This is a genomic window from Arthrobacter sp. AOP29-A2-19 (assembly GCF_058138025.1).
This window is the reverse complement of sequence record NZ_CM176894.1, coordinates 2680181-2704572: the sequence shown is the minus strand read 5'-3', so window position 1 is coordinate 2704572 and position 24392 is coordinate 2680181. Positions and strand designations below refer to the sequence as shown.

Annotated in this window: 20 protein-coding genes and 1 tRNA gene; 6 read left to right on the top strand and 15 right to left on the bottom strand. The window is 70.7% G+C overall.

Annotated elements, in window-relative coordinates; translation table 11 throughout:
* Positions 1 to 12: 12 nt before the first annotated feature.
* Positions 13 to 318, top strand: coding sequence for a hypothetical protein (locus AC3ZJJ_RS12465; RefSeq protein WP_489892130.1), 306 nt, complete (start codon positions 13 to 15; stop codon positions 316 to 318).
* Positions 319 to 322: 4 nt separating this feature from the next.
* On the opposite strand, the gene AC3ZJJ_RS12460 is transcribed toward AC3ZJJ_RS12465, so the two are convergent.
* The 8 genes from AC3ZJJ_RS12460 to rlmH form a co-directional block, all read right to left on the bottom strand.
* Positions 323 to 1891, bottom strand: coding sequence for a TspO-related membrane protein (locus AC3ZJJ_RS12460; RefSeq protein ID WP_489892129.1), 1569 nt, complete (start codon positions 1889 to 1891; stop codon positions 323 to 325).
* On the bottom strand, positions 1884 to 2495 hold the full coding sequence (locus tag AC3ZJJ_RS12455; RefSeq protein WP_489892128.1) for a DedA family protein: 612 nt from the start codon (positions 2493 to 2495) through the stop codon (positions 1884 to 1886). Before AC3ZJJ_RS12455 ends, AC3ZJJ_RS12460 begins: the two co-directional genes overlap by 8 nt.
* Positions 2492 to 3427 (bottom strand): pseudouridine synthase, encoded by a 936-nt coding sequence (locus AC3ZJJ_RS12450; protein WP_489895835.1) that lies wholly within the window; start codon positions 3425 to 3427, stop codon positions 2492 to 2494. Before AC3ZJJ_RS12450 ends, AC3ZJJ_RS12455 begins: the two co-directional genes overlap by 4 nt.
* A 93-nt stretch (positions 3428 to 3520) precedes the next feature.
* Positions 3521 to 5911: an ATP-binding cassette domain-containing protein gene (locus AC3ZJJ_RS12445; RefSeq protein WP_489892127.1), complete on the bottom strand. Its 2391-nt coding sequence runs from the start codon at positions 5909 to 5911 to the stop codon at positions 3521 to 3523.
* Positions 5912 to 6005: 94 nt separating this feature from the next.
* On the bottom strand, positions 6006 to 6215 hold the full coding sequence (locus AC3ZJJ_RS12440) for a dodecin (protein WP_489892126.1): 210 nt from the start codon (positions 6213 to 6215) through the stop codon (positions 6006 to 6008).
* Positions 6216 to 6313: 98 nt separating this feature from the next.
* Positions 6314 to 7189: an Fpg/Nei family DNA glycosylase gene (locus AC3ZJJ_RS12435; RefSeq protein ID WP_489892125.1), complete on the bottom strand. Its 876-nt coding sequence runs from the start codon at positions 7187 to 7189 to the stop codon at positions 6314 to 6316.
* 136 nt (positions 7190 to 7325) lie between these two features.
* Complete coding sequence (locus AC3ZJJ_RS12430) at positions 7326 to 12164, bottom strand: ATP-dependent helicase (protein ID WP_489892124.1); 4839 nt, start codon at positions 12162 to 12164, stop codon at positions 7326 to 7328.
* Positions 12165 to 12212: 48 nt separating this feature from the next.
* A complete protein-coding gene (gene rlmH / locus AC3ZJJ_RS12425; protein ID WP_489892123.1) occupies positions 12213 to 12671 on the bottom strand; it encodes a 23S rRNA (pseudouridine(1915)-N(3))-methyltransferase RlmH in 459 nt (152 codons plus the stop codon).
* A gap of 18 nt (positions 12672 to 12689) precedes the next feature.
* Between rlmH and AC3ZJJ_RS12420 the strand changes: the two genes are divergently transcribed.
* Together AC3ZJJ_RS12420 and AC3ZJJ_RS12415 are read left to right on the top strand one after the other, a co-directional pair.
* Positions 12690 to 13463 carry a phosphatase PAP2 family protein gene (locus tag AC3ZJJ_RS12420; protein ID WP_489892122.1) on the top strand — a complete coding sequence of 258 codons (774 nt, stop codon included), beginning with the start codon at positions 12690 to 12692 and terminating at the stop codon, positions 13461 to 13463.
* A gap of 46 nt (positions 13464 to 13509) precedes the next feature.
* On the top strand, positions 13510 to 13914 hold the full coding sequence (locus AC3ZJJ_RS12415) for a GNAT family N-acetyltransferase (protein WP_489892121.1): 405 nt from the start codon (positions 13510 to 13512) through the stop codon (positions 13912 to 13914).
* Between the two features lie 18 nt (positions 13915 to 13932).
* Here the strand turns inward: AC3ZJJ_RS12415 and AC3ZJJ_RS12410 are convergent, their stop codons facing one another.
* The 4 genes from AC3ZJJ_RS12410 to AC3ZJJ_RS12395 form a co-directional block, all read right to left on the bottom strand.
* Positions 13933 to 15297 carry a vanadium-dependent haloperoxidase gene (locus AC3ZJJ_RS12410; protein WP_489892120.1) on the bottom strand — a complete coding sequence of 455 codons (1365 nt, stop codon included), beginning with the start codon at positions 15295 to 15297 and terminating at the stop codon, positions 13933 to 13935.
* 472 nt (positions 15298 to 15769) lie between these two features.
* Positions 15770 to 15859, bottom strand: a tRNA-Ser gene (locus AC3ZJJ_RS12405).
* A gap of 71 nt (positions 15860 to 15930) precedes the next feature.
* Entirely contained in the window at positions 15931 to 17376 is a 1446-nt protein-coding gene (locus AC3ZJJ_RS12400) for an FAD-binding oxidoreductase (protein ID WP_489892119.1), read from the bottom strand.
* Positions 17377 to 17479: 103 nt separating this feature from the next.
* The gene (locus tag AC3ZJJ_RS12395) at positions 17480 to 17929 is read right to left on the bottom strand and encodes a nucleoside deaminase (protein ID WP_489895833.1); all 450 of its coding nucleotides are present in this window, start codon (positions 17927 to 17929) and stop codon (positions 17480 to 17482) included.
* 80 nt (positions 17930 to 18009) lie between these two features.
* On the opposite strand from AC3ZJJ_RS12395, the gene upp reads away from it, so the two are divergent.
* Positions 18010 to 18648: a uracil phosphoribosyltransferase gene (gene upp, locus AC3ZJJ_RS12390; protein WP_489892118.1), complete on the top strand. Its 639-nt coding sequence runs from the start codon at positions 18010 to 18012 to the stop codon at positions 18646 to 18648.
* 112 nt (positions 18649 to 18760) lie between these two features.
* Here upp and AC3ZJJ_RS12385 read toward each other — a convergent pair whose 3' ends face one another.
* On the bottom strand, positions 18761 to 20320 hold the full coding sequence (locus tag AC3ZJJ_RS12385; RefSeq protein ID WP_489892117.1) for a sensor histidine kinase: 1560 nt from the start codon (positions 20318 to 20320) through the stop codon (positions 18761 to 18763).
* Positions 20317 to 21057 (bottom strand): response regulator transcription factor, encoded by a 741-nt coding sequence (locus AC3ZJJ_RS12380; RefSeq protein ID WP_489892116.1) that lies wholly within the window; start codon positions 21055 to 21057, stop codon positions 20317 to 20319. The genes AC3ZJJ_RS12385 and AC3ZJJ_RS12380 overlap by 4 nt, the downstream gene beginning before the upstream one ends.
* A 643-nt stretch (positions 21058 to 21700) precedes the next feature.
* On the opposite strand from AC3ZJJ_RS12380, the gene AC3ZJJ_RS12375 reads away from it, so the two are divergent.
* Both AC3ZJJ_RS12375 and AC3ZJJ_RS12370 read left to right on the top strand, forming a co-directional pair.
* A complete protein-coding gene (locus tag AC3ZJJ_RS12375) occupies positions 21701 to 22516 on the top strand; it encodes a winged helix-turn-helix domain-containing protein (protein WP_489892115.1) in 816 nt (271 codons plus the stop codon).
* An 82-nt stretch (positions 22517 to 22598) separates the two neighbouring features.
* A complete protein-coding gene (locus AC3ZJJ_RS12370; protein ID WP_489892114.1) occupies positions 22599 to 23123 on the top strand; it encodes a SixA phosphatase family protein in 525 nt (174 codons plus the stop codon).
* A 22-nt stretch (positions 23124 to 23145) separates the two neighbouring features.
* Here the strand turns inward: AC3ZJJ_RS12370 and AC3ZJJ_RS12365 are convergent, their stop codons facing one another.
* A complete protein-coding gene (locus AC3ZJJ_RS12365) occupies positions 23146 to 24357 on the bottom strand; it encodes an ROK family transcriptional regulator (protein WP_489895831.1) in 1212 nt (403 codons plus the stop codon).
* Positions 24358 to 24392 lie beyond the last annotated feature (35 nt).

The following is a 24392-nucleotide window of genomic DNA, read 5'->3' as shown; positions in this document are numbered from 1 at the left end:
TACTGTGGATCCGTGCCCTCCTTCCGCGCCCAATTGAACATCGCCGCCCTGCGCCCTGGAAACCGTCCCGAGGCCGTGATGGAATCCGCCGTCGCGGCCCTCGCCGAGCGGCACCACGTCGAGGCAAACCAGTTGGACATCGTGGCCGGGGTGCCGCGCATAACGCTTCGTTTCACGGTGGACGACGACGAGTGGGCGAACGAGGTCCGCAACGCGCGGGAGGCGGCGGCACGCATGCGCGTGGCGGTGGAGTCTGTCGCCGTCACCGAGAGGCTGGCGGTGCTGCGGCGCATCCGCGGCAGGTGGAGCCCCGTCTAGGATCCTAGAATTCGGTGCGCTGTCCGCGGGCGGCGCGGCGTTCCGCGTGCCCGATCTGGTACCTGCGGTTTTCCGTGGCGAGCAGCGTGATGAACGCGCACAGCCCCGCCATGATGGCCACGGCCGCGGAGTGGTTAGGGCCGATCAGGCGCGCCATCATCAGCCAGAACAGTCCCCAGGCGAAGCCCATGGCCACCACGATGCGCCCGCGTTCGGACATGGAGAAGGAGACCGCGGCCCACGTGGCGCCCACAAGCGCCACCACGCCCCAGGTGCCGGCGGGGAGGATCAGGTCGATCCCGCGCGATGTCAGCCACACGGCCACGTTCATGGGCCCGACCACCAGCATCCAGCCCAGGTAGAGGCCGATCGGCGCGTCCACAAGCATGCGTTCCGTGCGGCTGCGCGCGGTGCGCAGGTTCAACAGCCGCAGCCCGTAGACAAGAACGGCGGTGGTGGCCGCGGCGATCCACATCGACGTCGCCACCAGGCCGCCGCGCGCCGCCAGCAGCCACAGGGCTCCGAGGAGGGCGGACGACGCCGCCACGTAGCCGAGAGACCGCTGCCTCAGGGATGAGCGCTGCGTGGGATGCCACTGGTACACGGCGTAGGCGCCCAGTCCCAGGAACACCACTCCCCAGAGCGCGAAGGAGTCCACACCCATGGACAAGAGCGAGAAGTCGGGGTCGAACCGCGATTCGGATCCGGAGTGGGCGGTGGCGCCGCCGAAACGCCCCAGTCCCAGGAAGCCTAGGACCAGGGCCAGGGCGGCGGCCACGGACACGACCGCCCGGCGCAGCAGGTCCTGCTTGTTCTCCGGCGGGTCGGGATCCGTGGAGGGGACGTTGTAGGGGGGAATGTAGATGGGCTCCTCGTCCGTCTCCTCCACCCACACCGGCTGCCGCTCGGGCAGCGGCTCCTCCTCCACCACGTCGTCCTCGGCCGGGTGCGTGCGGGAGGTCTCGATCGCCTCGCGGGCGCTCTCGACGAGGGACTGGAGGTTCGCGGAGGACGCGGCCTCCGCGGCGGCGGCGCGCTCCGCGAGATCGCGCTCGGCGCGCTCCCGCCGGTCGGTCTCGGCCCGTTCGGCCTCCGCGCGTTCGCTGGCGGCGCGGGCGGCGGCGGCGCGCTCGTCCTCGATCCGCTGGAGCTCGGCGCGCTCGAGCGCGGCGGCGTGCTCCCGCGCCTCCTTGGCCCGGCGTTCCCGGTCGCGCGCCTCTCGGCGTGCCGCGCGTTCACGCGAACGGTCCGCCGCCAGTTCCCGCTGGTGCGCGACGGCGTCGGCCAGGCGTTGGCGCCCAGCGGCCCAGTCGGGCTGTTGGATGTTGTCGAAGAAGTCGCTGAGTCGTTTGGGAGATCCGGACGCATCGACGTTGGTGCGGCCGCTCGCCATGTGCCGTGCCGCCGGAGGACGGTTGGGACGTGGAGGGACAACGGCCGCCGGGCGCCTGGCGTCGGCGGGTGGTCCGGCCGCGTCGCCCGCTTCGGGGGCCTTCTGTCCGGCAGGTTGGCTCGCGCGTAGCCTCTCGAGCGCCGTCGAGGCCGCGGAGGTCCCCTCTCGCGTCTCAGCCATTGCCCTGCATCCCTTTCAATCGCGAGCGGAGGGCCAGCAGGCCCGCCAGAACCACACCGACAAGCGTACCCAATGCCATGCCGATCATGGCGGAGGCCCAGGCGGGGAGTCCCGTCGCGGACCCGGTGAGGTAGCCGAGCGAGACCATCCACGATGCCCAGGCCACGGCGCCGGCGCCGCTCAGCAGGAGGAACGGGGCCAAGGGCACGCCGGCAATCCCGGCCGCCGCCATGGAGGCGGTCCGGCCGCCTGAGATGAACCTCACGCCGACCAGCCCCGCATATGTGGTTTCCCGGCCCACGCCCTCAACCAGCCGCGTGGTGTTGCGGTGGAGCCAGCGGCCCCAGGCGAAGCGGTCGAGCCATCCGGTGAGGCCGTGCCGGAAGACCAGATAGAGGGCAACGTCGCCGATCCAGCACCCTGCCGCGGCGGTCAGAACGGCCGCGGGCGCGCTGAGCCTGCCCTCCGCGGACAGGGGTCCGGCGCCCAGCACCAGCAGTTCCGAGGGAAGGGGCGGGAACGGTGCGTCCAGCGCGACCAGGAGCAGCATCAGTGGGTAATACCAGAGGCCGAGGTCGCCGGCGAGGGCGGCATCCAGGTTCACGCGGGGCGCTCGAGGAGGCTTTGGCCGGAGCGGAACTCGGCAGCGGCACCGGTCAACGGATCCGTGAAGGCGATCGACCGGGCCAAGAGCTGTAGGGGACGGGCATGGTCGTCCGGCGCCTTGTCCAGGAGCACCGGATAGAAGGGGTCGTTGAGGATCCCGAGGCCGAGCGCCGCCATGTGGACCCGGAGCTGGTGGGTCTTGCCGGTGTGGGGCCGCAGCCGAAACAGGCCGACTTCGGCTCCCGCGTGGGTTCCCGCACTGGTGCCGGTGCGCGCCACGTCGATGCGGCTCTCGGCGTTGGGCTCGCCCTCGTCGACGACGGAGAGCAGCGTGCCCTTGACCTTGCTCATCCGGTTTCGGTAGACCACCGGGAAACCTCGGCCCTCGAAGCCCGGCGGCAGGACGCTGACGCACTCGTATTCCTTGCGGATCTGGCGCCGCTCGAACAGGGTCTGGTACGCGCCGCGGGTGAGCGGGTTGGTGGAGAACAGGATGACGCCGGCTGTGGCGCGGTCCAGGCGGTGCATGGGGATCAGGTCGGGGATGCCCAGGCGGTTGCGCAACCGGACCAGGGCGGACTCCTGGACGAACCGGCCGCCGGGGGTCGTCGGCAGGAAGTGCGGCTTGTCCACGACCAGCAGGTTCGCGTCCTGGTGGAGGATCTCCTCGGTGAAGGGGACGGGCTCCTCGACGGGCAGGTTGCGGTAGTACCAGAGGAACTCGTGCGGTCCCAGCGGCGTGCCGGCGTCCAGGGGCACCCCGCCGAGGCCGACCACCTCGCCGTCCCGGAAGCGCCGCACGATCCCGTCGGGGTCGACGTGGCCGAAGCGGTGCAGGACGTAGTCCATCACCGTGTCCCATTCGCCGTCCCGGGGCAGGCGCAGTCGCGTCGCGTTGACACCGTCGCGGACGGGGAGGGGGGATCGCATGGCCATCGTCCAAGTCTCCCACGCGCCGTCGGCGACCCGTGCGGCGCCCGTCGGGGGCACCGCCCATGGCGACCCGCCGGGCCCGCCGCCGGGTCAGGCCCCGACGTAGGCGGCGAGGTGCTCGCCGGTCAGCGACGAGCGGGCGGCCACAAGATCCGCCGGTGTGCCCTCGAAGACGATCTTCCCGCCGTCGTGGCCGGCGCCGGGTCCCAGGTCGATGATCCAGTCGGCGTGCGCCATCACGGCCTGGTGGTGCTCGATCACGATGACGGACTTGCCCGAGTCGACCAGCCGGTCCAACAGGCCCAACAGGTTCTCCACGTCCGCGAGGTGCAGGCCGGTGGTCGGCTCGTCGAGCACGTAGATGTCGCCCTTCTCCGCCATCTGGGTGGCCAGCTTCACGCGCTGCCGCTCGCCGCCGGACAGCGTGGTGAGCGGCTGGCCCAGCGTGAGGTACCCGAGGCCGACGTCGACGAGCCGGTCGAGGATCTTGTGGGCCGCCGGCGTCCGCGCCTCCCCGGCGCCGAAGAAGGCTTCCGCCTCGGACATGGACATCGCGAGCACCTCGGAAATGTTCCGGCCGCCCAGCGTGTACTCGAGCACCGATGCCTGGAACCGGCGCCCCTCGCAGTCCTCGCACGTGGACTCGACCGTGGCCATGACACCGAGCTCGGTGAAGATGACTCCGGCGCCGTTGCAGGTGGGGCAGGCGCCCTCGGAGTTGGAGCTGAACAGGGCCGGCTTGACGCCGTTGGCCTTCGCGAACGCCTTGCGGATCGGCTCGAGCAGCCCGGTGTAGGTTGCCGGGTTGCTGCGGCGCGAGCCCTTGATCGCTCCCTGGTCGATCACCACCACCCCCTCGCGGCCGGCCACCGAGCCGTGGATCAGCGAGCTCTTCCCGGAGCCCGCGACGCCCGTGACCACACACAGGACACCGAGCGGGATGTCGACGTCGACGCCGCGGAGGTTGTGCGTCGAGGCGCCGCGGACCTCCAAGGCGCCGGTCGAGGCGCGCGCCGCGTCCTTCAGGCGCGCCCGGTCGTCGAGGTGGCGGCCGGTGATCGTATCGCTTTCACGCAGCGCGTCGACGGTGCCCTCGAAGCAGATGGTGCCGCCGGCCGTTCCCGCCCCGGGCCCGAGGTCGACGACGTGGTCGGCGATCGCGATGGTCTCCGGCTTGTGCTCGACCACCAGCACGGTGTTGCCCTTGTCGCGCAACTGGAGCAGCAGCGCGTTCATGCGCTCGATGTCGTGGGGGTGCAACCCGATGGTGGGCTCGTCGAAGACGTACGTGACGTCCGTGAGCGAGGAGCCGAGATGGCGGATCATCTTGGTGCGCTGCGCCTCGCCCCCGGACAGCGTGCCGGCCGGCCGATCCAGCGACAGGTAGCCGAGGCCGATTTCCGTGAAGGAGTCGAGCAGGTGCCGCAGCCCCTTCAGCAGCGGCGCGACCGACGGCTCCCGCAGGTCCCGGATCCATGCGGCCAAGTCGCTGATCTGCATGGCGCAGAGGTCCGCGATGTTTTTCCCCTGGATCCTGGAGGACCTGGCCTCGGGGCTCAGCCGCGTGCCGTCGCACTCGGGGCAGGACTGGAACGTGATGGCGCGCTCGACGAAGGCGCGGATGTGCGGCTGCATCGCCTCGACGTCCTTGGAAAGCATCGACTTCTGGATCTTCGGGATGATGCCCTCGAAGGTGAGGTTGACACCGTCGACCTTGATCTTGGTCGGCTCCTTGTAGAGGAGGTTGTTCAGTTCGCGCTCGGTGTAGTGCCCGATCGGCTTGTCCATGTCGAAGCCGGCGCCGCTGAAGATGCGGCCGTACCAGCCGTCCATGCTGTACCCGGGGACCGTCAGCGCACCCTCGGCGAGCGACTTGCCGTCGTCGTACAGGGCGGTGAGGTCGAAGTCCGAGACCGCTCCCATGCCCTCGCAGCGCGGACACATGCCGCCGAGGTAGACCGCCTCGCGCACCACGTTCTTCTCGACGCGGCCGCCCTTCTCGGTGCTCATGACGCCGCTCGCCTTGCGGGTGGGGACGTTGAAGGAGAACGCCGTGGGCGGGCCCACATGCGGTGCGCCCAGCCGGCTGAACAGGATGCGGAGCATGGCGTTCGCGTCCGTCGCCGTGCCGACCGTGGAGCGCGGGTTCGCGCCCATCCGCTCCTGGTCGACCAGGATCGCCGTGGTGAGGCCCTCGAGCAGGTCCACCTCGGGCCGGGCCAGGGTGGGCATAAAGCCCTGGACGAACGCGCTGTAGGTCTCGTTGATCATCCGCTGGGACTCCGCGGCGACGGTGCCGAACACCAGGGAGCTCTTGCCCGAACCGGAGACGCCGGTGAACACCGTCAGCCGGCGCTTCGGGATCTCGACGCTCACGTCCTTGAGGTTGTTGACGCGGGCACCCTGCACCCGGATCAGTTCGTGGCTGTCGGCCACGTGCGGGGCGGGCGCCTGGGTGTCTGATCCAGTGGACGTGCTCATCGTCTCTCCATCCGTGAAGTGGCCGGTCCGGCGGCCGGCGTCGTCGTCTGGCTCCATCTAACCAGTTCCGCCCCCGGCGCCGGCCCGCGCGTGGCTACTCCTCGATGCGGAACCCCAGCTTGATGGCCACCTGCCAGTCGGCGACCTTCCCGTCCTCGATGTGGCCGCGCACCTGCGTGACCTCGAACCAGTCGAGGTTCCTGAGGGTCTTGTGGGCCTGGGCGACGGCGTTGGTCACGGCCGCCTCGACGCCCTCGGGCGACGTGCCGACGATTTCGGAGACGCTGTAAACGTGGTTCGACATGGGAATACCTCCGCTGTGGGTGGCCGCTGGTCGTGGCCCGTTCGGCCAACCTACCGCCGCCGGACGGGTCCGTCCATGGCCCGTTGCGCCCGCCCCGCTCAGTGGGCCGAGGTCGTTGCCGCGGCGACGTTGGTGGGCAGCGCCTGGCAGTTGGGGCACCAAAACACGTCGACGTCGCAGCCGTCGGCGAACCGGCGGGGCTGCTGGGTGGCCACGCTCGAGCCCACGACGCCCTCGGCGGACGACACCGTGGTGAGAGACAGCGCGGCCATGGACGTTCCCATGCGCTCGTGGACGATGTCGTCGCCGCAGCGCGGGCAGGGTAGGCCGCCGCGCCCGTAGACCCAGTAGGGCTCGGGGTGCGACGCCGGGGTGGTGATGCGCCGGGCGCTGTCCTTGTTGGAGTGCAGCAGTTGGTGCGCCAGCTCCACAACGTGCGCCAGGTCCCGGACCTCGCCGACGGGCAGGTGCGGATTCACCCGGGCCAGAAAGAGCAGCTCGGACCGGAAGACGTTGCCGAGGCCGGCGATGAGGCGCTGGTCCACGAGCGCCGGGCCGATGGGCCGGACCGGGTTGATCGCCAGGCGCCGCAGCGCCTCCGCGGAGTCCCAGTAGTGACCCAGCGGGTCCGGTCCCAAATGGCCTACCACGGCGGGCTCCTCCACCGTGTGGATGACCTGCAGGAACGCCATCTCGAATCCGATGGCCTGGAAGTCCGCGTTCTTCAGCACGCACCGCGCCTTGTAGGACGGCGATCGCCACCGCTCGCCGGGTGCGTAGACGTCCCAGCGCCCGTCCGCCGTCAGGTCGCAGTGGATGCTCAGCTGCCCGGTCCGGATGAGGAGGTGCTTGCCGCGGGACACAACGGAGCCCACGCGGGAGCCCGCCAGGCTGAGCCCGGAATAGCGGGGAATGCGGAAGTCGGTGGACTGGAGGACACGGCCGGTTAGCGCGGCATCAAGCATCCGCGCCATGCGGTGGACTCTGTCTCCCTCGGCCACTGGACGTCACATCCTTACTCGCGGGTCATATGACAGCATCTTTACACGATTATCGGTGTTGTGGGGGAGTAATCTTCGTGGAGCGTTTACACATCTACATCCGGTTTATTTACAGGCGGAACCGAATCCCACTAGGGGAGGAGTAGAAGCCCGCCTCCAGAAGCGCGGATCCTAGCGTCGAATCGAGGACGGGCATGCCGTTGGCGCGCTCCATCGACATCTTGTCAACCCGCGCCGTGCGCAGGGCGGAGACCAGGGCGCGCGCCGCGGCGGTGAGGGCCCCGGCGTCGTCGGTGAAGGCCAGCACCGTCTTGCCGCCCCGCTCGACGTAGAGGCACAGCGCGCCGTCCACGAGGACAACGACCGCTCCCGCCTTTCGCCCCGGGCGGTGTCCGGTGGCCGCGGGGGAATCCGGCGCGGCCTCCAGGGCGGGCCACGGCAGGGCCGCCCCGTAGGGGTTGGCGGGGTCCGTCGCGGCCAGCGCCAGGGCGGCCGGAACGCGCGCCGGGGCGCCGGGGCCGGCCGCGGAGTCCGCGTGCACGGCGTCCAGGTCGGTGTCGCGGGTGTGGCCGCGCAGCCGGTCCACGGTCGCCGGGACGGAGAACTGCGCCGCGCCGAGGTGTTCGATGAAGTAGCCGCGGCGGGTGCGCCCGGACTCCTCGAGCCGGCTCAGGACCTTGTACAGGAGCCCGAAGCCGCCGGGCACGTCCTCCGCCATCACGGAGCCGCGAGTGAGCACGCCGTAGCGGTCCAGCAGGTACTCGGCGGTCGCGTGGGCGCGCAGGGTGGGATCCGCCTCCGGCGCCGGCAGCAGCGACCAGCGTCCGGCGGCCGCGGGCAACGACGGGGTCGCGAGCGCGGCCGCTCCGGGGCGCAGCCCGGCCCCCGCCGCGTCCGGGGCAAGGCCGGCATGGTGCATCCCGGGGCCGCGCATGCCGCGCATCCTCCCGATCCGCGCCGCGCGGGCCCGCGGAGCGGCGGAGCGCTGCTTGTGCGCCGTCCGCCCCCCGCCCAACAGGCCGCGGACGGGAGCGAACGTGTCGTTGCCGATCCGACCCGCCCACACCAGCTCCCACAGGGCGTCGAGGACCTCGGGGTCGTTCCGGGCGGGTCCGTCGCCGGCGCGCAGCGGTTCGGTCAGTTGCCGGAAGAAGTACCCGCCGCCCGTTCCCAGGACTTCCAACAACTCCTCGTGCAGGGATCCCGGTTCGAAGGCGGTCTGCGGCGTCAGGGTGAGCGGCGCGTTCTCGGCGAGGTGCAGGCTGACCCAGCCGTCGTTCCCGGCGAGGGCGCCGGCCCCCGCCCACAGCACCTCGCCGGTGGACATCAGCTCGTCGAGCATCGCCGGCTGGTAGTCCCGCACCCTGGCCGGAAGCACAAACGACTCCCAGGCGCTCGCCGGCACGGGGACACCGGAAAGCTGGTCGATCACCGTCGCGACTCCGTCGATGCCCCGCAGGTTCTCGCCCACGTACTGCCACTTCGGCAGGAAGCGGCCGTAGGTGGCGGGGTCCACCGGCTCGACCTCCGCCCGGAGCGCGGCGAGCGACCGGCGCCGGATCTTGCGCAGCACCTCGGCGTCGCACCATTCGCTCGGGGCAGGCCGCGCGGCGTCGCCCGTGTCCGACGTTTCGGTCGGCCGGAACTCGCCCTCCACCACGCGGCCCTCGTTGCCGAGGCGCCGGAGTACGGAAAGCACGACTGCGGTGCCCAGGCCCAGCCGTCCGGCCGCCTCGGCCGCCGTGAACGGGCCGTGCGTGCGCGCGTAGCGGCCCACGAGGTCGCCCAGCGGATCCGTCACCGGCTCGATGAATGCCAGCGGAACGCCGATCGGCAACGGGACGCCCAGCGCGTCGCGGAGCCGGGAGGCGTCCTCGATCGCGGCGTGGACCTGCCGGCCGGCGACGTTGACGGTGAGCGCGCGGTTGGCGCGCAGCAGGTCGCGGACGTGGTCCGCCGCCGGCCCGGAGCCGGGGACCAGACGGAGATCGATGTCCTCGGTGGCCAGCGGTCCCAGCAGGCGCAGCAGGTCGGCGGTGCCCTCGAGGCCCTTGAGCTGGCGGTCCTCGGTCAACCGCTGCAGTTCGGCCTCCGTCCGGGCGATGACGGCGGGGTCCAGCAGCTCGCGCAGTTCGGCGCGGCCCAGCAGGTCGTTGAGCAGGCCGGGGTCCAGGGAGAGGGCCGCCGCGCGGCGTTCGGCCAGCGGGGAATCGCCCTCGTAGAGGAACTGGGCCACATAGCCGAACAGCAGCGACTGCGCGAACGGCGAGGGCTGGCGTGTGGTGGTTTCGAGGATGCTCAGCTCGCGCCTGCCGATGGCCGCGGCGATGGCACGGAGGGCCGGGAGGTCGTAGACGTCCTGGAGGCACTCGCGGACGGTCTCCAGAATGATGGGGAACGTCGGGTACTTGCGGGCGACGTCCAGGAGCTGGGCAGAGCGCTGGCGCTGCTGCCACAGCGGCGTCCGCTTCGCCGGGTTCTGCCGCGGCAGCAGGAGGGCGCGGGCGGCGCATTCGCGGAATCGCGACGCGAAGAGCGCGGATCCGCCCACCTCGGCGGTGACGATCGCGTCCAGCTCGTCCTCTTCGAACAGGAACAGCTCGGCGCCCGGGGGTTCGTCCTCCATCATCGGGACCCGGAGCACGATCCCGTCGTCGGCGGCCATGGCGGAGCCGTCCAGGCCGTAGCGCTGGTGGAGCCGGGCGCCGACCGCCAGCGCCCACGGCGCGTGGACGGGCAGGCCGAAGGGGGAGTGCAGCACCACGCGCCAGTCGCCGAGCTCGTCCTGAAAACGTTCGACGACCAGCGTGGTGTCGTTCGGGACCACGCTGGTGGCCGCTTGCTGTTCCCGCAGGTAGGCGGTGACGTTGGACGCCGCCCACGCGTCCAGGCCCGCGGCGGCGAGCCGGGCGTCGGCGTCGTCCGGGGTGGAGGCGGCCAGTTCGCGCCGGAACGCGCCGAGCGCCCTGCCGAGCTCGACCGGCCTGCCGAGCGAGTCGCCCTTCCAGAACGGCAGCTTGCCGGGCTGCCCGAAGGCCGGCGAGACCAGCACGCGGTCGTGGGTGATGTCCTCGATCTTCCAGCTGGTGGCGCCCAGTGCGAAGACGTCGCCGACGCGCGACTCGTAGACCATCTCCTCGTCGAGCTCGCCGACGCGGCGCCCGCCCTTGGCCGCGTCCTCCGAGCCCACGAGGAAAACGCCGAACAGGCCGCGGTCCGGGATGGTGCCGCCGCTTGTCACCGCGAGCCGTTGCGCGCCGGGCCGGCCCAGGATGGTCCCGGCGTCGCGGTCCCAGACGATCCGGGGGCGCAGTTCGGCGAATTCGTCGGACGGGTATTTTCCGGCGAGCAGGTCCAGGGTGGCCTCGAACGCGGAGCGCGGCAGGGAGGCGAACGGCGCCGAGCGGCGGACGACGTCGAACCATTCCTCGGCGTCGACGGCGCCGAGCGCCGTGGCCGCGACGGTCTGCTGGGCCAGGATGTCCAGCGGGTTGGCGGGCACGGACAGCGGCTCGATGCCGCCGGCCCGCATCCGCTCGACCGTGACCGTGGTGTTGACGAGGTCGCCGCGGTGCTTGGGGAAGAACACGCCCTGGGAGACCTCGCCGACCTGGTGCCCCGCGCGCCCCACACGCTGCAGCCCTGAGGCCACGGAGTTCGGGGACTCCACCTGGACGACAAGGTCGACCAGCCCCATGTCGATGCCGAGTTCCAGGGAGGACGTCGCGACCACGCACCGCAGGCGCCCGGACTTCAGGTCGTCCTCGATCTGCGCCCGCTGGTCCTTGGAGACGGAGCCGTGGTGGGCCCGCGCCAGGAGGGGCTCGGCGCCGGAGGTCGAGCCCGCCTGGGCCATGATCTCGGCGGGGGCGCCGCCGCGCTCGGCGCCGGCCGAAGCCGCGGCGTCGCCCGGCTGGGCCCAGGGGTCGTCGGGGCCGACCAGGGAGCGCTGTTCGTGGATCTCGTTGAGCCGGGCGGTGAGGCGTTCGGCGAGCCGGCGGGAATTGGCGAAAACGATCGTGGAGCGGTTGGCCTCGATCAGGTCGACGATCTTCTCTTCAACGTGGGGCCAGATGCTTGCCTGCGGCTGGAGCCCGGAGGCGGGCCCGAGGTCGTGGGCGGCCGCGGCGGCGGGCAGGTCCGTCATGTCCTCCACCGGGACGGTGACGGTGAGGTCCCACTGTTTGGTGGACGGCGGGGCCACGATCCGCACCGGCCGCGAGCCCCCGAGGAACCGGGCGACCTCTTCACGGGGTTCGACGGTGGCGGAGAGCCCGATCCGCTGCGCGGGTTTTCCCAGCAGCGCGTCGAGCCGCTCGAGCGACACGGCGAGGTGCGCGCCGCGCTTGGTTCCCGCGACGGCATGGACCTCGTCCAGGATCACGGTGCCGACGGCGGTGAGCGTCTCGCGGGCGCGGGACGTCAGCATCAGGAACAGCGACTCGGGGGTGGTGATCAGGATGTCCGGGGGACTGGTCAGCAGCCGCCTCCGGTCCGCCGGCGGCGTGTCCCCGGAGCGCACGCCGACGGTGATCTCCGGAGCGGGCAGCCCCAGCCGCGCGGCCGTCTGGGTGATTCCGATCAGGGGAGACCGGAGGTTCCTCTCGACGTCCACGCCGAGCGCCTTGAGCGGTGAGATGTAGAGGACGCGCGTCTTGCGCTTGGGTGCCTTGCCGGCGGTCCCGGTGCCGGCACCGTTCGGGGCCGCCGGGTCCGACCCCGGCTGGCCGTCCGCGCCGCGGATGAAGGAGTCCAGCGCCCAGAGGAAGGCGGAGAGGGTTTTGCCGGACCCCGTGGGGGCCACCACCAGTGCGTTGTCGCCCGCGGACACGGCGTCCCACGCGCCCAGCTGGGCCTCGGTCGGCGCGGCAAACGCACCCCTGAACCATTCGCGTGTTGCCGGGGTGAATCGGTCCAGGACCGTGGCTGTGGTCGACTTCTTGGCCATTGCGCCCAGCCTACGCCGGGTCACCGACAGTACGGATCCGCGGCCCGCCTATTCGTGGTGGTAGGGCCGGCCCGCGGCGATCTCCTGCGCCCGGTACAACTGCTCGGCAAGAATCAGCCGCACCAGCTGGTGCGGGAAGACCAGCTTGGAGAGGCTCCACACGAAGTCCGCGCGGCGGTGGACGGAGTCGTCCACCCCGTAGGCGCCGCCGATCACCAGCACGACGTTCCGCGAGGCGTCCAGCGGGGCCCTCAGCGTCCTGGCCAGCGCGGGCGAGTCGATGTTTTTGCCCCGTTCGTCCAGGAGCACCAGGAAGTCGCGCTCGCCGACCTTGGCCAGGATGCGCTCGGACTCCTCGGTGCGCGCCGCCGTTCCCTCGCGGGAGGAGTGCGGGAGCAGTTGCCACGCGACGTCGAAGGGCTTCTTCATCCGCTTGTCGTACCGCCCGATCCCGTCGGCCACCCAGGATTCGTGCTTTTTTCCGATTGCCAGGATCTTCAGCGCCATGGGACTAGTCTTTCAGGAATGCGAAACGATCCAGCCTCCACCCGCCTGCGGTCCGCGCTCGGCGCCTTGCCGCGCCGGCTGGGGCCCTACGGCGCCATGTGGGCGACGCTCCTGGTCGGCGGCGCCCTGGTCGTGGCGCTGGCGGCGGTCGCCGCAGAGGTCTACGAGTCGGTCGTCGAGGCGGACGGCGTCGCCGGCGTCGACAAGCCGCTGTTGGCGTGGATGGTGGGCTTGCGGACTCCGGAGCTGAGTTCGGGCATCACCGCCTTCACGGACATCGGCGGGACCATCGGCATGCCCGTCCTGGCCGTGCTGGTCATCGCGGTCCTGTCCAGGATCAGCCGTTCGTGGCGGCCGCTGATCCTCATCGGCACGGCGGCGCTCGGGTCGCTGGCCATGACGATTGTCGGCAAGAACGTGATCGGCCGGTCGCGGCCGGACCTTGCGGACGCCGTGCCTCCCTATGAGACCTCGCCGTCGTTCCCCAGCGGGCACACGCTGAACGCGACCGCGATCGTCGCCGTCATCGCCTACCTGTGCTGCCTCGAGATCGACTCCACGGTCGGCCGGGTGGCCGTCATCCTCGCCTCGGCACTGTTCGTGGTGCTGATGGGTCTCAGCCGCGTCTTCCTCGGGCACCACTGGTTTACGGACGTCGCGGCGGCGTGGGCCCTGGGGCTCGCGTGGGCGGCCGTGGTGGTCCTCGCCCACCGCGTGTTCCGCACCGTGCGAGACGTCAGGCGCGCCAGGGCGCGGGCCGCGTCCCACGGCGGGCCCGGACACTTGCGCTGACGCAAACCGGTCCGCCGCCCCCGCTGGATCGCGCTAGCCTGAGCGCATGCATCCCGACATCACCTACAGCCAGGACGTCGCGTCGCTCGAAACCGCCGCGCTGGAAGGCGGCTTCTTCGTGGGCTGGCCGGCGCCGCCGTCGTCCGCGAAGCACCTGGCCGTGCTGCGTGGCAGCTACCGGGCCATCGTCGCGCTGGACGGTGACGGCGTCGTCGGGTTCGTTACGGCTGTCTCGGACGGGGTGGCGACCTCCTTCATTCCGTGGCTCGAGGTCCTGCCGGCGTACCAGGGGCGCGGCATCGGCAGGGAGCTCCTCGGGCGCATGGTCGCGGAACTGGGGCACCTGTATTCGATCGACCTTGTCTGCGACGACGATGTGGTGCCGTTCTACGCCGGGCTCGGCTGGCACCGGGCCAGCGCCATGCTCAAGCGGAACCCCGGGGCCCTTTAGGGATCCCGGGGTTCTGCCCTACCGGTCGTAGGGTTCGAGGAATTCCATGGTGCGGCGGGCGATCTTGTCGCCGTGTTCGATGCCCTCCCTCACCGCGTTGCGGAAGTGGAAGCCCACGTAGATGCGGGACACCCCGTTCTCCTGCGCGGCGTGAGTGAAGCCGCGGTACGTCCTCATCGTCGGGTCCTTGTCGGTGCACTTTCCTTTCACGAGCGTCATGCTGCAGGCCTTGAACTTCAGCTTGTCCGTCCCGAAGAACCGCTTGAGCACCCCGGCGGCGGCGCCGCCCTCGACGGAGTGCCCGGAATCGTGGTCCGCGATGGGCGGTGCCGGCAGCAGGGAGTCCCAGGTGCGGTCCGCCGTCGTCCGCGGGTTCCCGTCCCTGGCGGCGAGCCGTATGGCCGTCTCCGGGCGCCAGAAGTTGAAGTGCCTCTTGGCGTCGAAGACGCTGATGTAGCCGTCGGCCAGGGCCAGGTTCAGCAGCCCGAACAGGCGGGCGCTCTGCCACAGTCCCACATCCTCCCGCGAGGCGACGGTGCGCGCGACCCTGTTCCAGGCCAGGGGCGAACTTTCCACCCAGAACCGGGCGATCTGCGTCTGGTCCGGCGTGCGGACCGTGGACTTCTTCTTGCCGTAGGCCTTGACCTCGTTGAAATCGGCGGCGTACTTCCGGCCCGATAGCCGGTAGGGCGGGTCCGGCCGGTAGTTCGACGCGTCGCGGAGGACAAACGTGTCCACCTCTCCCCAGTTCGGTTCGAAGTAGAACTTGTAGCCTTCGGTAAAGCGGTACTCGCCGGGGCGCTTGCCCTGCGGGTAGTTGGGATCCGCGTACGGCCCGTCCGCCGAACCGTCGTCGTCCCTGTCGTTGATCACGGCGGCCGCGGCGGCCCGCCCGATGCGCAGCCCCGCGCGCTCCAGTGGACCGTTGGGGATCTCGCGGAGCGCCTTGGCGTAGGCCTTGCGGACCACCTCCAGCGCCGGCTTTGAGCACGAGGCGAGGGCCTTGGGGTGCTGGTTCCTGAAAATCTCGACCATCACGGTGCGCGACGCCGCTGCGACGGCGGCCTCGGGTGATGCCTTGCCGTTCGTGCGCTGCTCGTAGACGTAGGGCTCGGCGTAGCGGCGGATGGAATTGAGTGCGTCGTGGACCGCGACGTGGACCATCGTGTACATCCGCGACTCGTGGAGCGGGTCGTTGACCGGCGCCAGGCAGCCTGCCAAGGCTGCCCTCGCCGCTGTTCGGTTCCAATCGACGACGGCGTTGACCGCGGCCGCGCGCGCGGCCGGGGCGGGGTCCGCCAGCGGGGGTGGTGCCGCCGACACACAGCCGACCGCAAGGGCCAGCGCGGCGGGGATCGCAAGGAGGTGTTTGAGCGTGGACACTGTAGGTCTCCTGTTGAGGACTCCACTGGCGGGTGGTCGGCCAGTCGAGCCGGGTTCATGCCAAGTGGTGCCTTCGCGGCGACGTGGCCACGGGGATTCCGTGTCGCGGCGTGCGGCTGGATGCAACCCCGGGCCCGAAGTGCGGTGCCTGTTTGGGTGCGCCTGGGCACATTATGCGCCCGGCCCCGGGAACGATCAATTCATGCGGGCATGTTTGCCGGGGCCCTCCCGGGCGCCGATCCTGGAAGGTTTTACAAAAACATTACTCAGTAGTAGTGTCAATCCGTATCCCGCGCCACCCCCCTACGGTGCGGGACCCGCACAGAGATGCCCCCGCCGTCTGAGACCGGCGGGGGCATTGTGCGTTCTGGGCGGGACACGGTGCGACTCAGGCCGGAACCGCCTGTTGGCGGACACTCCGGACGCGAAAAAGGGCCCCCTCCCTGTAACCCAAGGAGGGGGCCCTTTCCAGTGGCGGTGACGGTGGGATTTGAACCCACGTTGGCTTTGACACCAAACAACATTTCGAGTGTTGCACCTTCGGCCGCTCGGACACGTCACCAGACTGGACTACTGTACCGGAGGCGGGGAGGCTCCCCAAAACGCGCGCAGAACGTCAACGGATCCTAGCGCTCAGGCGCGGGTCCCGGCCGGTTGTCCCGGCGGGATGTTGTGGTTCAGCCGGAACACGTTCTCCGGGTCGTAGCGGCGCTTGAGTTCGGCGAGGCGCTCCAGCTTGCCGGCCCCGTAGACGGCGCGCGCCCGGTCCCGGGCCTCGTCGTCGGACACGGTGCCCGGGACGCCCGGATCCTCGGCGCCCAGGAAATTCACGTATTGGCCGCCCGTGGAGAAGCGCTGCATGTCGGCCGCGAAACCGCGCACGAAGGCGATGTTCCGCGCGTCGTCCTCCGCGTCGCCCCAGAAGCCGTAGATGTTGAGCCAGAACTCCGAGCCGCGCTCGGGGAAGGCGGTGGCGTCCGCCGGCACGCGCCGCATGGCGCCGCCCATGTGGTGGATGTCGAATGCCGTGCCGCGCCAGGTCTGCTCCTCGGCGCGGGCGACCAGCAGGTCGATCACGTCGTCGTCGAACCTGTCGTAGGACGTGTTCTTCCAGTAGGCGCGTTTTCCCCGCGGGAACGCCACGTCCATGGACGACTGCCAGGCGGGCCATTGGACCGGGCGGATCTCCCGGTCGTCGGGGGGCGCATCGGCCAGCAGGGGCGCGACGCAGCGCTCGCCGGCGGCGTGGTCCCCGCCCGCCCACACAAAGCCACACACGAGGAGAGGCTCCGCGCCCATGCCCAACTCCTCGGGCGGCGTGAAGAGCGTCAGGATGCTGGTCAGCTCGTCCGGCAGGTCGCGGGTCCACCGCACGTACGCGCGCAGCGCGGACTTCCATTTGGCGCGCCCGTACACGAGGTTTCCGGCGTACACCGGCTGGGGGAGCGGATGCGCGCCGAAGGTGAAGGACGTGACGATGCCGAAGTTCCCGCCGCCCCCGCGCAGCCCCCAGAGGAGGTCCGGGTTCTCGTCCGCCGAGGCGCGCACGGTGTCGCCGTCCGCGGTCACGAGCTCGGCGGCGCGCAGGCTGTCGATCGTGAGGCCGTGTTTGCGGGTCAGCCACCCGAACCCGCCGCCCAAGGTCAGGCCCGCGACCCCGGTGGTCGAGATGACCCCGCCCGGCACCACCAGGCCGTGCGGGGTTGTGGCGGCATCCACCTCGGCCAGCGTGGCGCCGGGCTCCACCGTGACGGTGCCCGCGGCGGTGTCCACGCCCACCGCGTTGCAGTCGCGGAGGTCCAGCACCATCCCGCCGTCGACCGTCCCGTTGCCGGCCACGTTGTGCCCGCCGCCGCGGACCGCGAGCGGCAGCGCGTGCCGCCGCGCGAATGCGACGACGGGCGCGACGTCGCCGATGTCCGCGGCCCGGACCACCGCGGCGGGACGCCGGTCGATCATGCCGTTCCAGACGGCGCGCGCCTCGTCATAGTCCCCGTCGCCGGGGACCACCACGTCGCCGTCGATGTGGCGGGACAGGTCCTCGAGCGCGGTGTCGAGCTCTTGGCGTTGTTCGGTCATGGCATCCACCCAAGGTTCGCCGTCGGGCTCGGCTAGTCCGGCGATCCGCCCATTTTCCGCCGGGCCGGCTGCATGGTCAACGCTTCCCGGCCGCGGCTTCCGATCAGCGCCTGGCGCGGAAGAACTCCTGGAGCAGCGCGGTCGACTCGTCCCCGCGGACGCCCGGAAACACCTCCACCCAGTGGTTCAGGCGTGGTTCGCGGAGCACGTCGAAGACCGATCCGGAGGCTCCGGCCTTCTCGTCCCACGCCCCGAAGACCACCCGGGGGATCCGGGCCAGGACAATCGCGCCGGCGCACATGGCGCACGGCTCGAGCGTCACCACCAGCGTGCAGTCGGCCAGTCGCCAGCCGTCGTCGTCGCCCCTGGCGCGCAGCGCGGCCGCGGCCGCCCGGATGGCGACCATCTCGGCGTGCGCAGTGGGGTCGCCGTCGGCCTCCCGCTCGTTGCGGCCCGTCGCGAGCAGCGACCCGTCCGGTCCGACGACGACGGCGCCGATCGGGACGTCGCGGGTCCGCAGGGCGCGCCTGGCCTCGTCGAGGGCCAACCCCATCCACGCGTGGTGGTGCGCATCATCCCGGATCACCGTCCAACCTTAGTTCAGCGGCCGTCCGGGGCTGGTAGTTTTGGGGCATGCGCGTACAGGTAGTCGACCACCCGCTGGTGGCCCACAAGGTTTCGGTTCTCCGGGACAAGAACACCCCTTCGCCGGTCTTCCGGCAGCTCACGGACGAACTGGTCACGCTGCTGGCGTACGAGGCCACCCGCGAGGTGCGGACGATCGACGTCGAGGTGGAGACCCCCGTCGCGAAGACCATCGGCACGGCGTTCGCCAAGCCGACTCCGCTGGTGGTGCCGATCCTCCGCGCCGGACTGGGCATGCTCGAGGGCATGACCCGCCTGGTGCCGACCGCCGAGGTCGGATTCCTGGGTATGGCCCGGAACGAGGAGACGCTGGACATCATCACCTACGCCGAGCGCCTCCCGGCGGACCTCACCGGCCGCCAGGTGTTTGTGTTGGACCCCATGCTGGCGACCGGCGGGACTCTGGTGGAGGCCATCAAGTTCCTCTTCGACCGCGGCGCCGACGACGTGACGTGCATCTGCCTGATCGCGGCGCCGGAGGGGATCGCCCGGCTCGAGGCCGAGCACGGTTCCGACAACAGGGTGCACCTGGTGCTGGCGTCGCTGGACGAGCGCCTGAACGAGAAGTCCTACATCGTCCCGGGCCTCGGCGACGCCGGCGACCGCCTCTACGGCCTGGCCCACTAGCGCCGGCCCCACCCCCACCACCACCGGAAGTGGACACTTCCGCGGGTAATTAACCGCGGAAATGTCCACTTCCGGCGGTTGGGGCGGAGGCGAGGGAGGTTGGGGCGGCGGTCTAGCCGGGAGGGCGGGCCGCCGAGCGCGGGGGCTGCTCCGGCCTGGGAGGCGCGTCCACCGCGAGGGGAAGGCGGACCTGGAACGCGGTCCGCCCGGGCTCGCTGGAGACGGAGATCTCCCCGCCGTGCGCCTCGACGATCGCCTTTACGATCGGCAGGCCCAGGCCCGTGGTTCCGGCGTTGCCTGAACGCGCGGCGTCCGCCCGGGTGAAGCGGGCAAAGACCTTGGGCAGGAAGTCCGGAGCGATGCCTTCGCCGGAGTCCGCCACGGACAGCACCGCGTGCCGCCCGCCCTCCGCCTTCCGCAGCGTCGTCTCCACCGTGGTGCCCGCCGGCGTGTGCTTGTGCGCGTTCGAGAGCAGGTTGTTCAGGACCCGCGCGAGCTGCCCCGAGTCGCCGTGGACCAGCACCGGGACGGACGGCAGGTTTAGCCTCCACTGGTGGTCCGGTGCCGACACCCGGAAGTCGCCGACGGCCTCGGCGGCCAGGAGCGTCAGGTCCACCTCGCCCATCGCGGACTGGTGGCCTTCGTCCAGGCGCGCCAGCAGGAGGAGGTTCTCCACCAGGGAGCCCATCCGCCGGCTCTGTTCCACGATCCGGTCCAGGGACCGTTGGCCGTCCGCGCTCAGGTGCTCCGTGGCGGCCATCAGTTCGGAGTAGCCGCGCACTGAGGCCAGAGGGGTGCGCAGTTCGTGCGACGCGTCGGCGACAAAGCGGCGCATCTTCTCCTCCGACGCCTGGCGCGCCTCGAGGGCCGACTCGACATTGTCCAACAGCGCGTTGAGGGCGTGGCCGACATTTCCGGCCTCGGTCCCCGGCACGGAATCGGCGGGCGGCACGCGTTCGGCGAGCCGGACCTCGCCGGCGTCCAGCGGCAGCGACGCGACATTGCCGGCGACGGCCGACACCCGCTGCAGCGGCAGCAGCGAACGGCGGATAATGAGGTATCCGATGAGGCCCGTGGCGGCGACCCCAACCCCGGACACCAAGAGCATGGTGAGCGACAACAGGGCGAGCGTCTTTTCCGTCGGCCCCAGCGGCAGCCCGGTGATCAGCGTGAAGCCCGCGCCCGAGCCGTCGTTCACCGCCATCAGCCGGTACTCGCCGAAGGACAGCTGGACGTCGACGGGGGCATTGCCGGGCTCGACCGACGCGATGGCGTCGGCGTCGGCCTGCGTGAAGGCCGAGATGTCGCGCCGGTCGCCGGTCTCGGGATCGAGCACCCCGCCGATCTCCAGGGTGTTGCCGGTCAGCCGCGCGTTCAGCGTGCCGGAGGCCTGGCCGGGGGCGTTCAGCGGATCGTTTCGGCCGCCCGGGCCGCCGAAGCTGGAGGCGCGCTCGGACGCGAACGCCAGCTGTTCGTCGACCTGCGCGTAGAGGGTGGACTGCATCGCGGCGTGGGTGATCAGTCCGATGACCAGGCAGACCAACGCAAGGAGGGCGACGACGGCGGCCAGTAGCCGGGCGTTGAGGGACAGTTTCCGCACGGAGTGGGTCTCCGGGGGCGGGGCCGCGGGATCCGTTCCCGCCTCGCGGCGCGCGCTCGGGACTTCGGTCACGTGGCCGGCTTCAGCACGTATCCGGCGCCGCGCACGGTGTGGATCATGGGTTCGCGGCCAGCGTCGATCTTCTTGCGCAGGTAGGACACATAGAGCTCGACGATGTTGGCCTGCCCGCCGAAGTCGTACTGCCACACGTTGTCCAGGATCTGGTTCTTCGACATGACCCGGCGCGTGTTCTCCATCAGGTAGCGCAACAGGTCGAACTCGGTCGCCGTCAGGGTGACCTCCTCGCCGCCGCGGGTGACCTCCCGCATGTCGGTGTTGAGGACCAGATCGCCCACGACCAGCTCGGCCGGGTTCGCCGAGGCCGCCCCCGACCGCTCGACGATCCGGTGCAGGCGGAGCAGGACCTCCTCGAGGCTGAACGGTTTGGTGACGTAGTCGTCCCCGCCCAGCGAAAGCCCCTCGATCCGGTCCTCGACGGCGTCCTTCGCGGTCAGGAAGAGCGCCGGCACGTCCGGCTGGAACGTACGGATCTTCCGCAGGACCTCGGTTCCCTCGAACCCGGGCAACATCCAGTCCAGCACCAGCACGTCGGGGGAGTAGGAGCGGGCGGCCGCGACGGCGGACGGCCCGTCGTGGGCCACGCGGACCTCCCATCCCAGCATGCGGGTCCCCATGCTGACGAGTTCGGCCAGCGAGGGTTCGTCGTCGACAACGAGTGCGCGGATCGGCGTGCCGTCCGGGTGCTTCAGGCGCGGGAGCTGGCTGGGGCTGAAACGCGAGTTGGTCATGGTTCCACTTTCCGGCCTGCGAATAGGCCTCGCCTGAGTCGGGCCTGTGACGGCGCTGTGAGCGGGCGGCCCGAGGATGCTGTGTTGCTGGAGTGGTGCGTGGCATCAGCCTACCGGTGCCGATATTCCGGGCGACGACCGGATGTCAAGTCGAAGCCTGGGCCATAGTCAAGAGCGTGACGCGCTTTGGCGGAATCATGCATGGTTATGCACGATTGGGCAGGCAGGGCGTCCTGACGCACGAAGCTGGTCATATCTGCCAACGATGCTTCGGTCGGCTATACAGGCGGACCGATGTCAAGGATCTATTTTACGGATGTGATCGGAGTGAACCGCGTCACATTCGAGATGTTTTGTCTCACAATGTGGAACGGGTGCATGAATATTACTTGCGGGTTCTTTTTGTTACGCGCAAACTGGTCATTGTGAACATCGACGCAATAGCACCTGCAGCGACAGGACCCACGTGGGGCCACAGAATTGGCCGCGCGCGAAGCTGTTGTCGAATGCCCTCCTAGCTTTCCCCACCCGGGAACACTCGGTCAGACAAGGCGTCCAGCACCCGTCACCACGGACGGCCGGAGGCATCCCCGCAGCATTCACGCCGATCACAGGCTCTTCGCACAGTTACGAGGTATCAAAGATGTCCGTCACTTCCGGATACGTCCACATCTCCATCCGCAACGCCCAGAACCGCGCCGCCGCAGCGCAGCGGCAGCCTGTCGGCCGCGGATCCTTCGGTGCGCCGGCGGGCTTCCGCCAGCTCCACGCCGTTCCCGGAGGGCAGGACGCGCAGCCCGTCACCGCCCCGACCCCGGTCGTCGCGGGAACCGGCGTTTCCGGGCCCCAGGCCGTCACGCCCGACACGGCCGCACGCGGCTTCGTCCTCTACGTCGGCCTCGACGAGGCGGCCGCGCAGGCGCAGGGCACGTCGCTGGGCAAGCTGGCCACCCAGGTCCGCGCCTTCCTGCAGACCCTGGCGCCCGAGGCCCAGACGCACGCCGCCGTCGCGCTGGCCCCGGCCAACGCGACGGGCGACAACATCGACGTCGTGCGCCAGGCGCTCGGCGACCCCACCGTCTCCCGCCGCCCCCGGGCCGAGACGCCGGCCCGCCCGGCCCAGTCGACGCAGCGCCTCTCCGGCGTGCTGATCGATCTCTCCCGCCGCGAGGTACACCTCGACGGCGAGACGCTCAACCTCACCTTCAAGGAGTTCGAACTCCTGAACTACCTCGTCGAGAACGGTGCCCGCACCGTGGGCCGCGACGAGTTGCTCAGCAACCTGTGGCGCAACGCCGAGGAGATCCCGAACGAGCGCACCATCGACGTGCACATCCGCCGCCTGCGCTCCAAGCTCGGACGCCTGGCCAACACCGTCCGCACGGTCCGCGGCCAGGGCTACCGCTTCTACGAGCACCCCGAAGTCGTCGTGTGGGCGGCTCCGGAATACAGCATCTAGTCCCACGACGGGAACGGCACGACGGCGGTGCCCCGCCTGCGCGGGTGCGCCGCCGTTGTGCCGTGCCGCCTAGGCTGGACCCATGAGCGACCACCACATCAAGCGCCTGCTGGTGCTTCGGCACGCGAAGTCCGACTATCCGTTCGGCGTGGAGGACCACGACAGGCCGCTGGCGGCCCGCGGCGAGCGGGAGGCCCCGCTGGCCGGACGGTGGATGGTCGAGAACGGGATGGTTCCCGACTACATCGTCTGCTCCGACGCGCTGCGCGCCCGCGCCACCTGCGCGTGGGTCGGCAGCGAGCTGGGGGAGAAGGGGCCCACCCCCTATCTGGACAGCCGCGTGTACGGCGCGGACGAGACCACGCTGCTGGCCATCATCAACGAGACGCCGGAGACGGTGGGGACGTTACTGGTGATCGGGCATCTGCCGACCGTCCAGGATCTCGGCATGCGGCTGGCCTCCGTCGATTCCTCGGAGGAGGACGTGATGGAGATGGCGACGCGCTACCCCACGCTCGGCCTCACGGCCATGGAGATCGAGAAGCCGTGGTCCGAGCTCGACGGGCGCGACGCGCGCATCACGCACTTCGTCGTTCCCCGGCCCTGACCCCGGGATCCGCGCCCGCAGACTAGCCGGCCGCGCTGGCCGCCTCGATGGACTCGGGTGAAAGCACGTGGTCGATCGCCATCACCGCGGCGCCGACAACACCCGCGCGTTGCCCTGCCTTGGACGGGACGACCCGGAGGTGTTCGGTGGCCAGCGGGAGGGACCTTCGGTAGACGACCTCACGGATCCCTGCCAGCAGGTGCTCGCCGGCCTGCGCCAGGCTCCCGCCGATGACGATGATGGACGGGTTGATCAGGTTCACGCACGTCGCCAGGACGTCCCCGATGTCCCGACCCGCCTGCCGGATGGTCTGGATGGCCGTGCTGTCTCCGGCGCGGACCAGATCGATCACCTCCTGGCTGGTGGAGAGGGAACCGCCGGTCGCCGCATTCAGCGCCCTCGCCAGCGCCGGGCCGCCGGCGAGGGCCTCCAGACAGCCGGTGTTCCCGCATCGGCAGTCGATGTCTGCGCCGCGCGGCACCCGAACATGGCCCAGGTCCCCTGCCGTGCCCTGCGCCCCGCGCTGGAGCGTCCCTCCGGAGATGATGCCCGCCCCGATGCCCGTGGCGACCTTGATGAACATCAGGTCCCTGGTCTCCGGCCAGTAGCTGTTCCGCTCGCCCAGGGCCATGATGTTGACGTCGTTGTCCACGAGCACGGGGACGTCGAAGGACTTCTGGACCTCGCGCGGAACGTCGAAGCGGTCCCACCCGGGCATGATCGGCGGGTTCATCGGGCGGCCGGTCTGGTGCTCGACCGGCCCCGGGAGTCCAATGCCGATCGCCGCGAGGTCCTTGGAGGCGCGGCCGCCGCGCTCGAGGAGCAGCCCGACGGCGTGGACCAGCCAGCCGATCACGGCGTTCGGGCCGTCCGAGATGCTGATGGGCTGGCTTTCGCTGGCCAGCTCCTCGCCGGAGAGGTCGCACATGACCACGAGCGCGTGCGTGGCGCCGATGTCCGCTCCGACCACCACACGTGCCCCGGGGTTGAGGGCGAACAGGGACGGGGGCCTTCCGCCCGTGGAAACCGCACCGCCGTAGGGGGCTATCAGGCCCAGGCCCATCAGCGTGTCCACCCGTGAGGCCACCGTGGACCGGGCCAGCCCGGTGAGTTGCGCCAGCTCGGCCCGCGTCCGGGGTTGGCCGTCGCGCAGGAGCTGGAAAACCTCGCTGGCGCCGGGGGCGGCCTGCGTTGCGGCACGCGGGGAGGGCGTCGGATAGGGCTGGGCGGTCAACACGCTTTCAGTAAAGCACGCCGACTTTCCAACGT

Excerpts from the sequence above, each read along its gene's own strand:
- AC3ZJJ_RS12460 (WP_489892129.1), bottom strand. The coding sequence starts at position 1,891 with ATGGCTGAGACGCGAGAGGGGACCTCCGCGGCCTCGACGGCGCTCGAG.
- AC3ZJJ_RS12450 (WP_489895835.1), bottom strand. The coding sequence starts at position 3,427 with ATGCGATCCCCCCTCCCCGTCCGCGACGGTGTCAACGCGACGCGACTG.
- AC3ZJJ_RS12445 (WP_489892127.1), bottom strand. The coding sequence starts at position 5,911 with ATGAGCACGTCCACTGGATCAGACACCCAGGCGCCCGCCCCGCACGTG.
- AC3ZJJ_RS12440 (WP_489892126.1), bottom strand. The coding sequence starts at position 6,215 with ATGTCGAACCACGTTTACAGCGTCTCCGAAATCGTCGGCACGTCGCCC.
- AC3ZJJ_RS12435 (WP_489892125.1), bottom strand. The coding sequence starts at position 7,189 with ATGGCGCGGATGCTTGATGCCGCGCTAACCGGCCGTGTCCTCCAGTCC.
- AC3ZJJ_RS12430 (WP_489892124.1), bottom strand. The coding sequence starts at position 12,164 with ATGGCCAAGAAGTCGACCACAGCCACGGTCCTGGACCGATTCACCCCG.
- rlmH (WP_489892123.1), bottom strand. The coding sequence starts at position 12,671 with ATGGCGCTGAAGATCCTGGCAATCGGAAAAAAGCACGAATCCTGGGTG.
- AC3ZJJ_RS12420 (WP_489892122.1), top strand. The coding sequence starts at position 12,690 with ATGCGAAACGATCCAGCCTCCACCCGCCTGCGGTCCGCGCTCGGCGCC.
- AC3ZJJ_RS12415 (WP_489892121.1), top strand. The coding sequence starts at position 13,510 with ATGCATCCCGACATCACCTACAGCCAGGACGTCGCGTCGCTCGAAACC.
- AC3ZJJ_RS12400 (WP_489892119.1), bottom strand. The coding sequence starts at position 17,376 with ATGACCGAACAACGCCAAGAGCTCGACACCGCGCTCGAGGACCTGTCC.
- AC3ZJJ_RS12395 (WP_489895833.1), bottom strand. The coding sequence starts at position 17,929 with ATGGGGTTGGCCCTCGACGAGGCCAGGCGCGCCCTGCGGACCCGCGAC.
- upp (WP_489892118.1), top strand. The coding sequence starts at position 18,010 with ATGCGCGTACAGGTAGTCGACCACCCGCTGGTGGCCCACAAGGTTTCG.
- AC3ZJJ_RS12380 (WP_489892116.1), bottom strand. The coding sequence starts at position 21,057 with ATGACCAACTCGCGTTTCAGCCCCAGCCAGCTCCCGCGCCTGAAGCAC.
- AC3ZJJ_RS12375 (WP_489892115.1), top strand. The coding sequence starts at position 21,701 with ATGTCCGTCACTTCCGGATACGTCCACATCTCCATCCGCAACGCCCAG.
- AC3ZJJ_RS12370 (WP_489892114.1), top strand. The coding sequence starts at position 22,599 with ATGAGCGACCACCACATCAAGCGCCTGCTGGTGCTTCGGCACGCGAAG.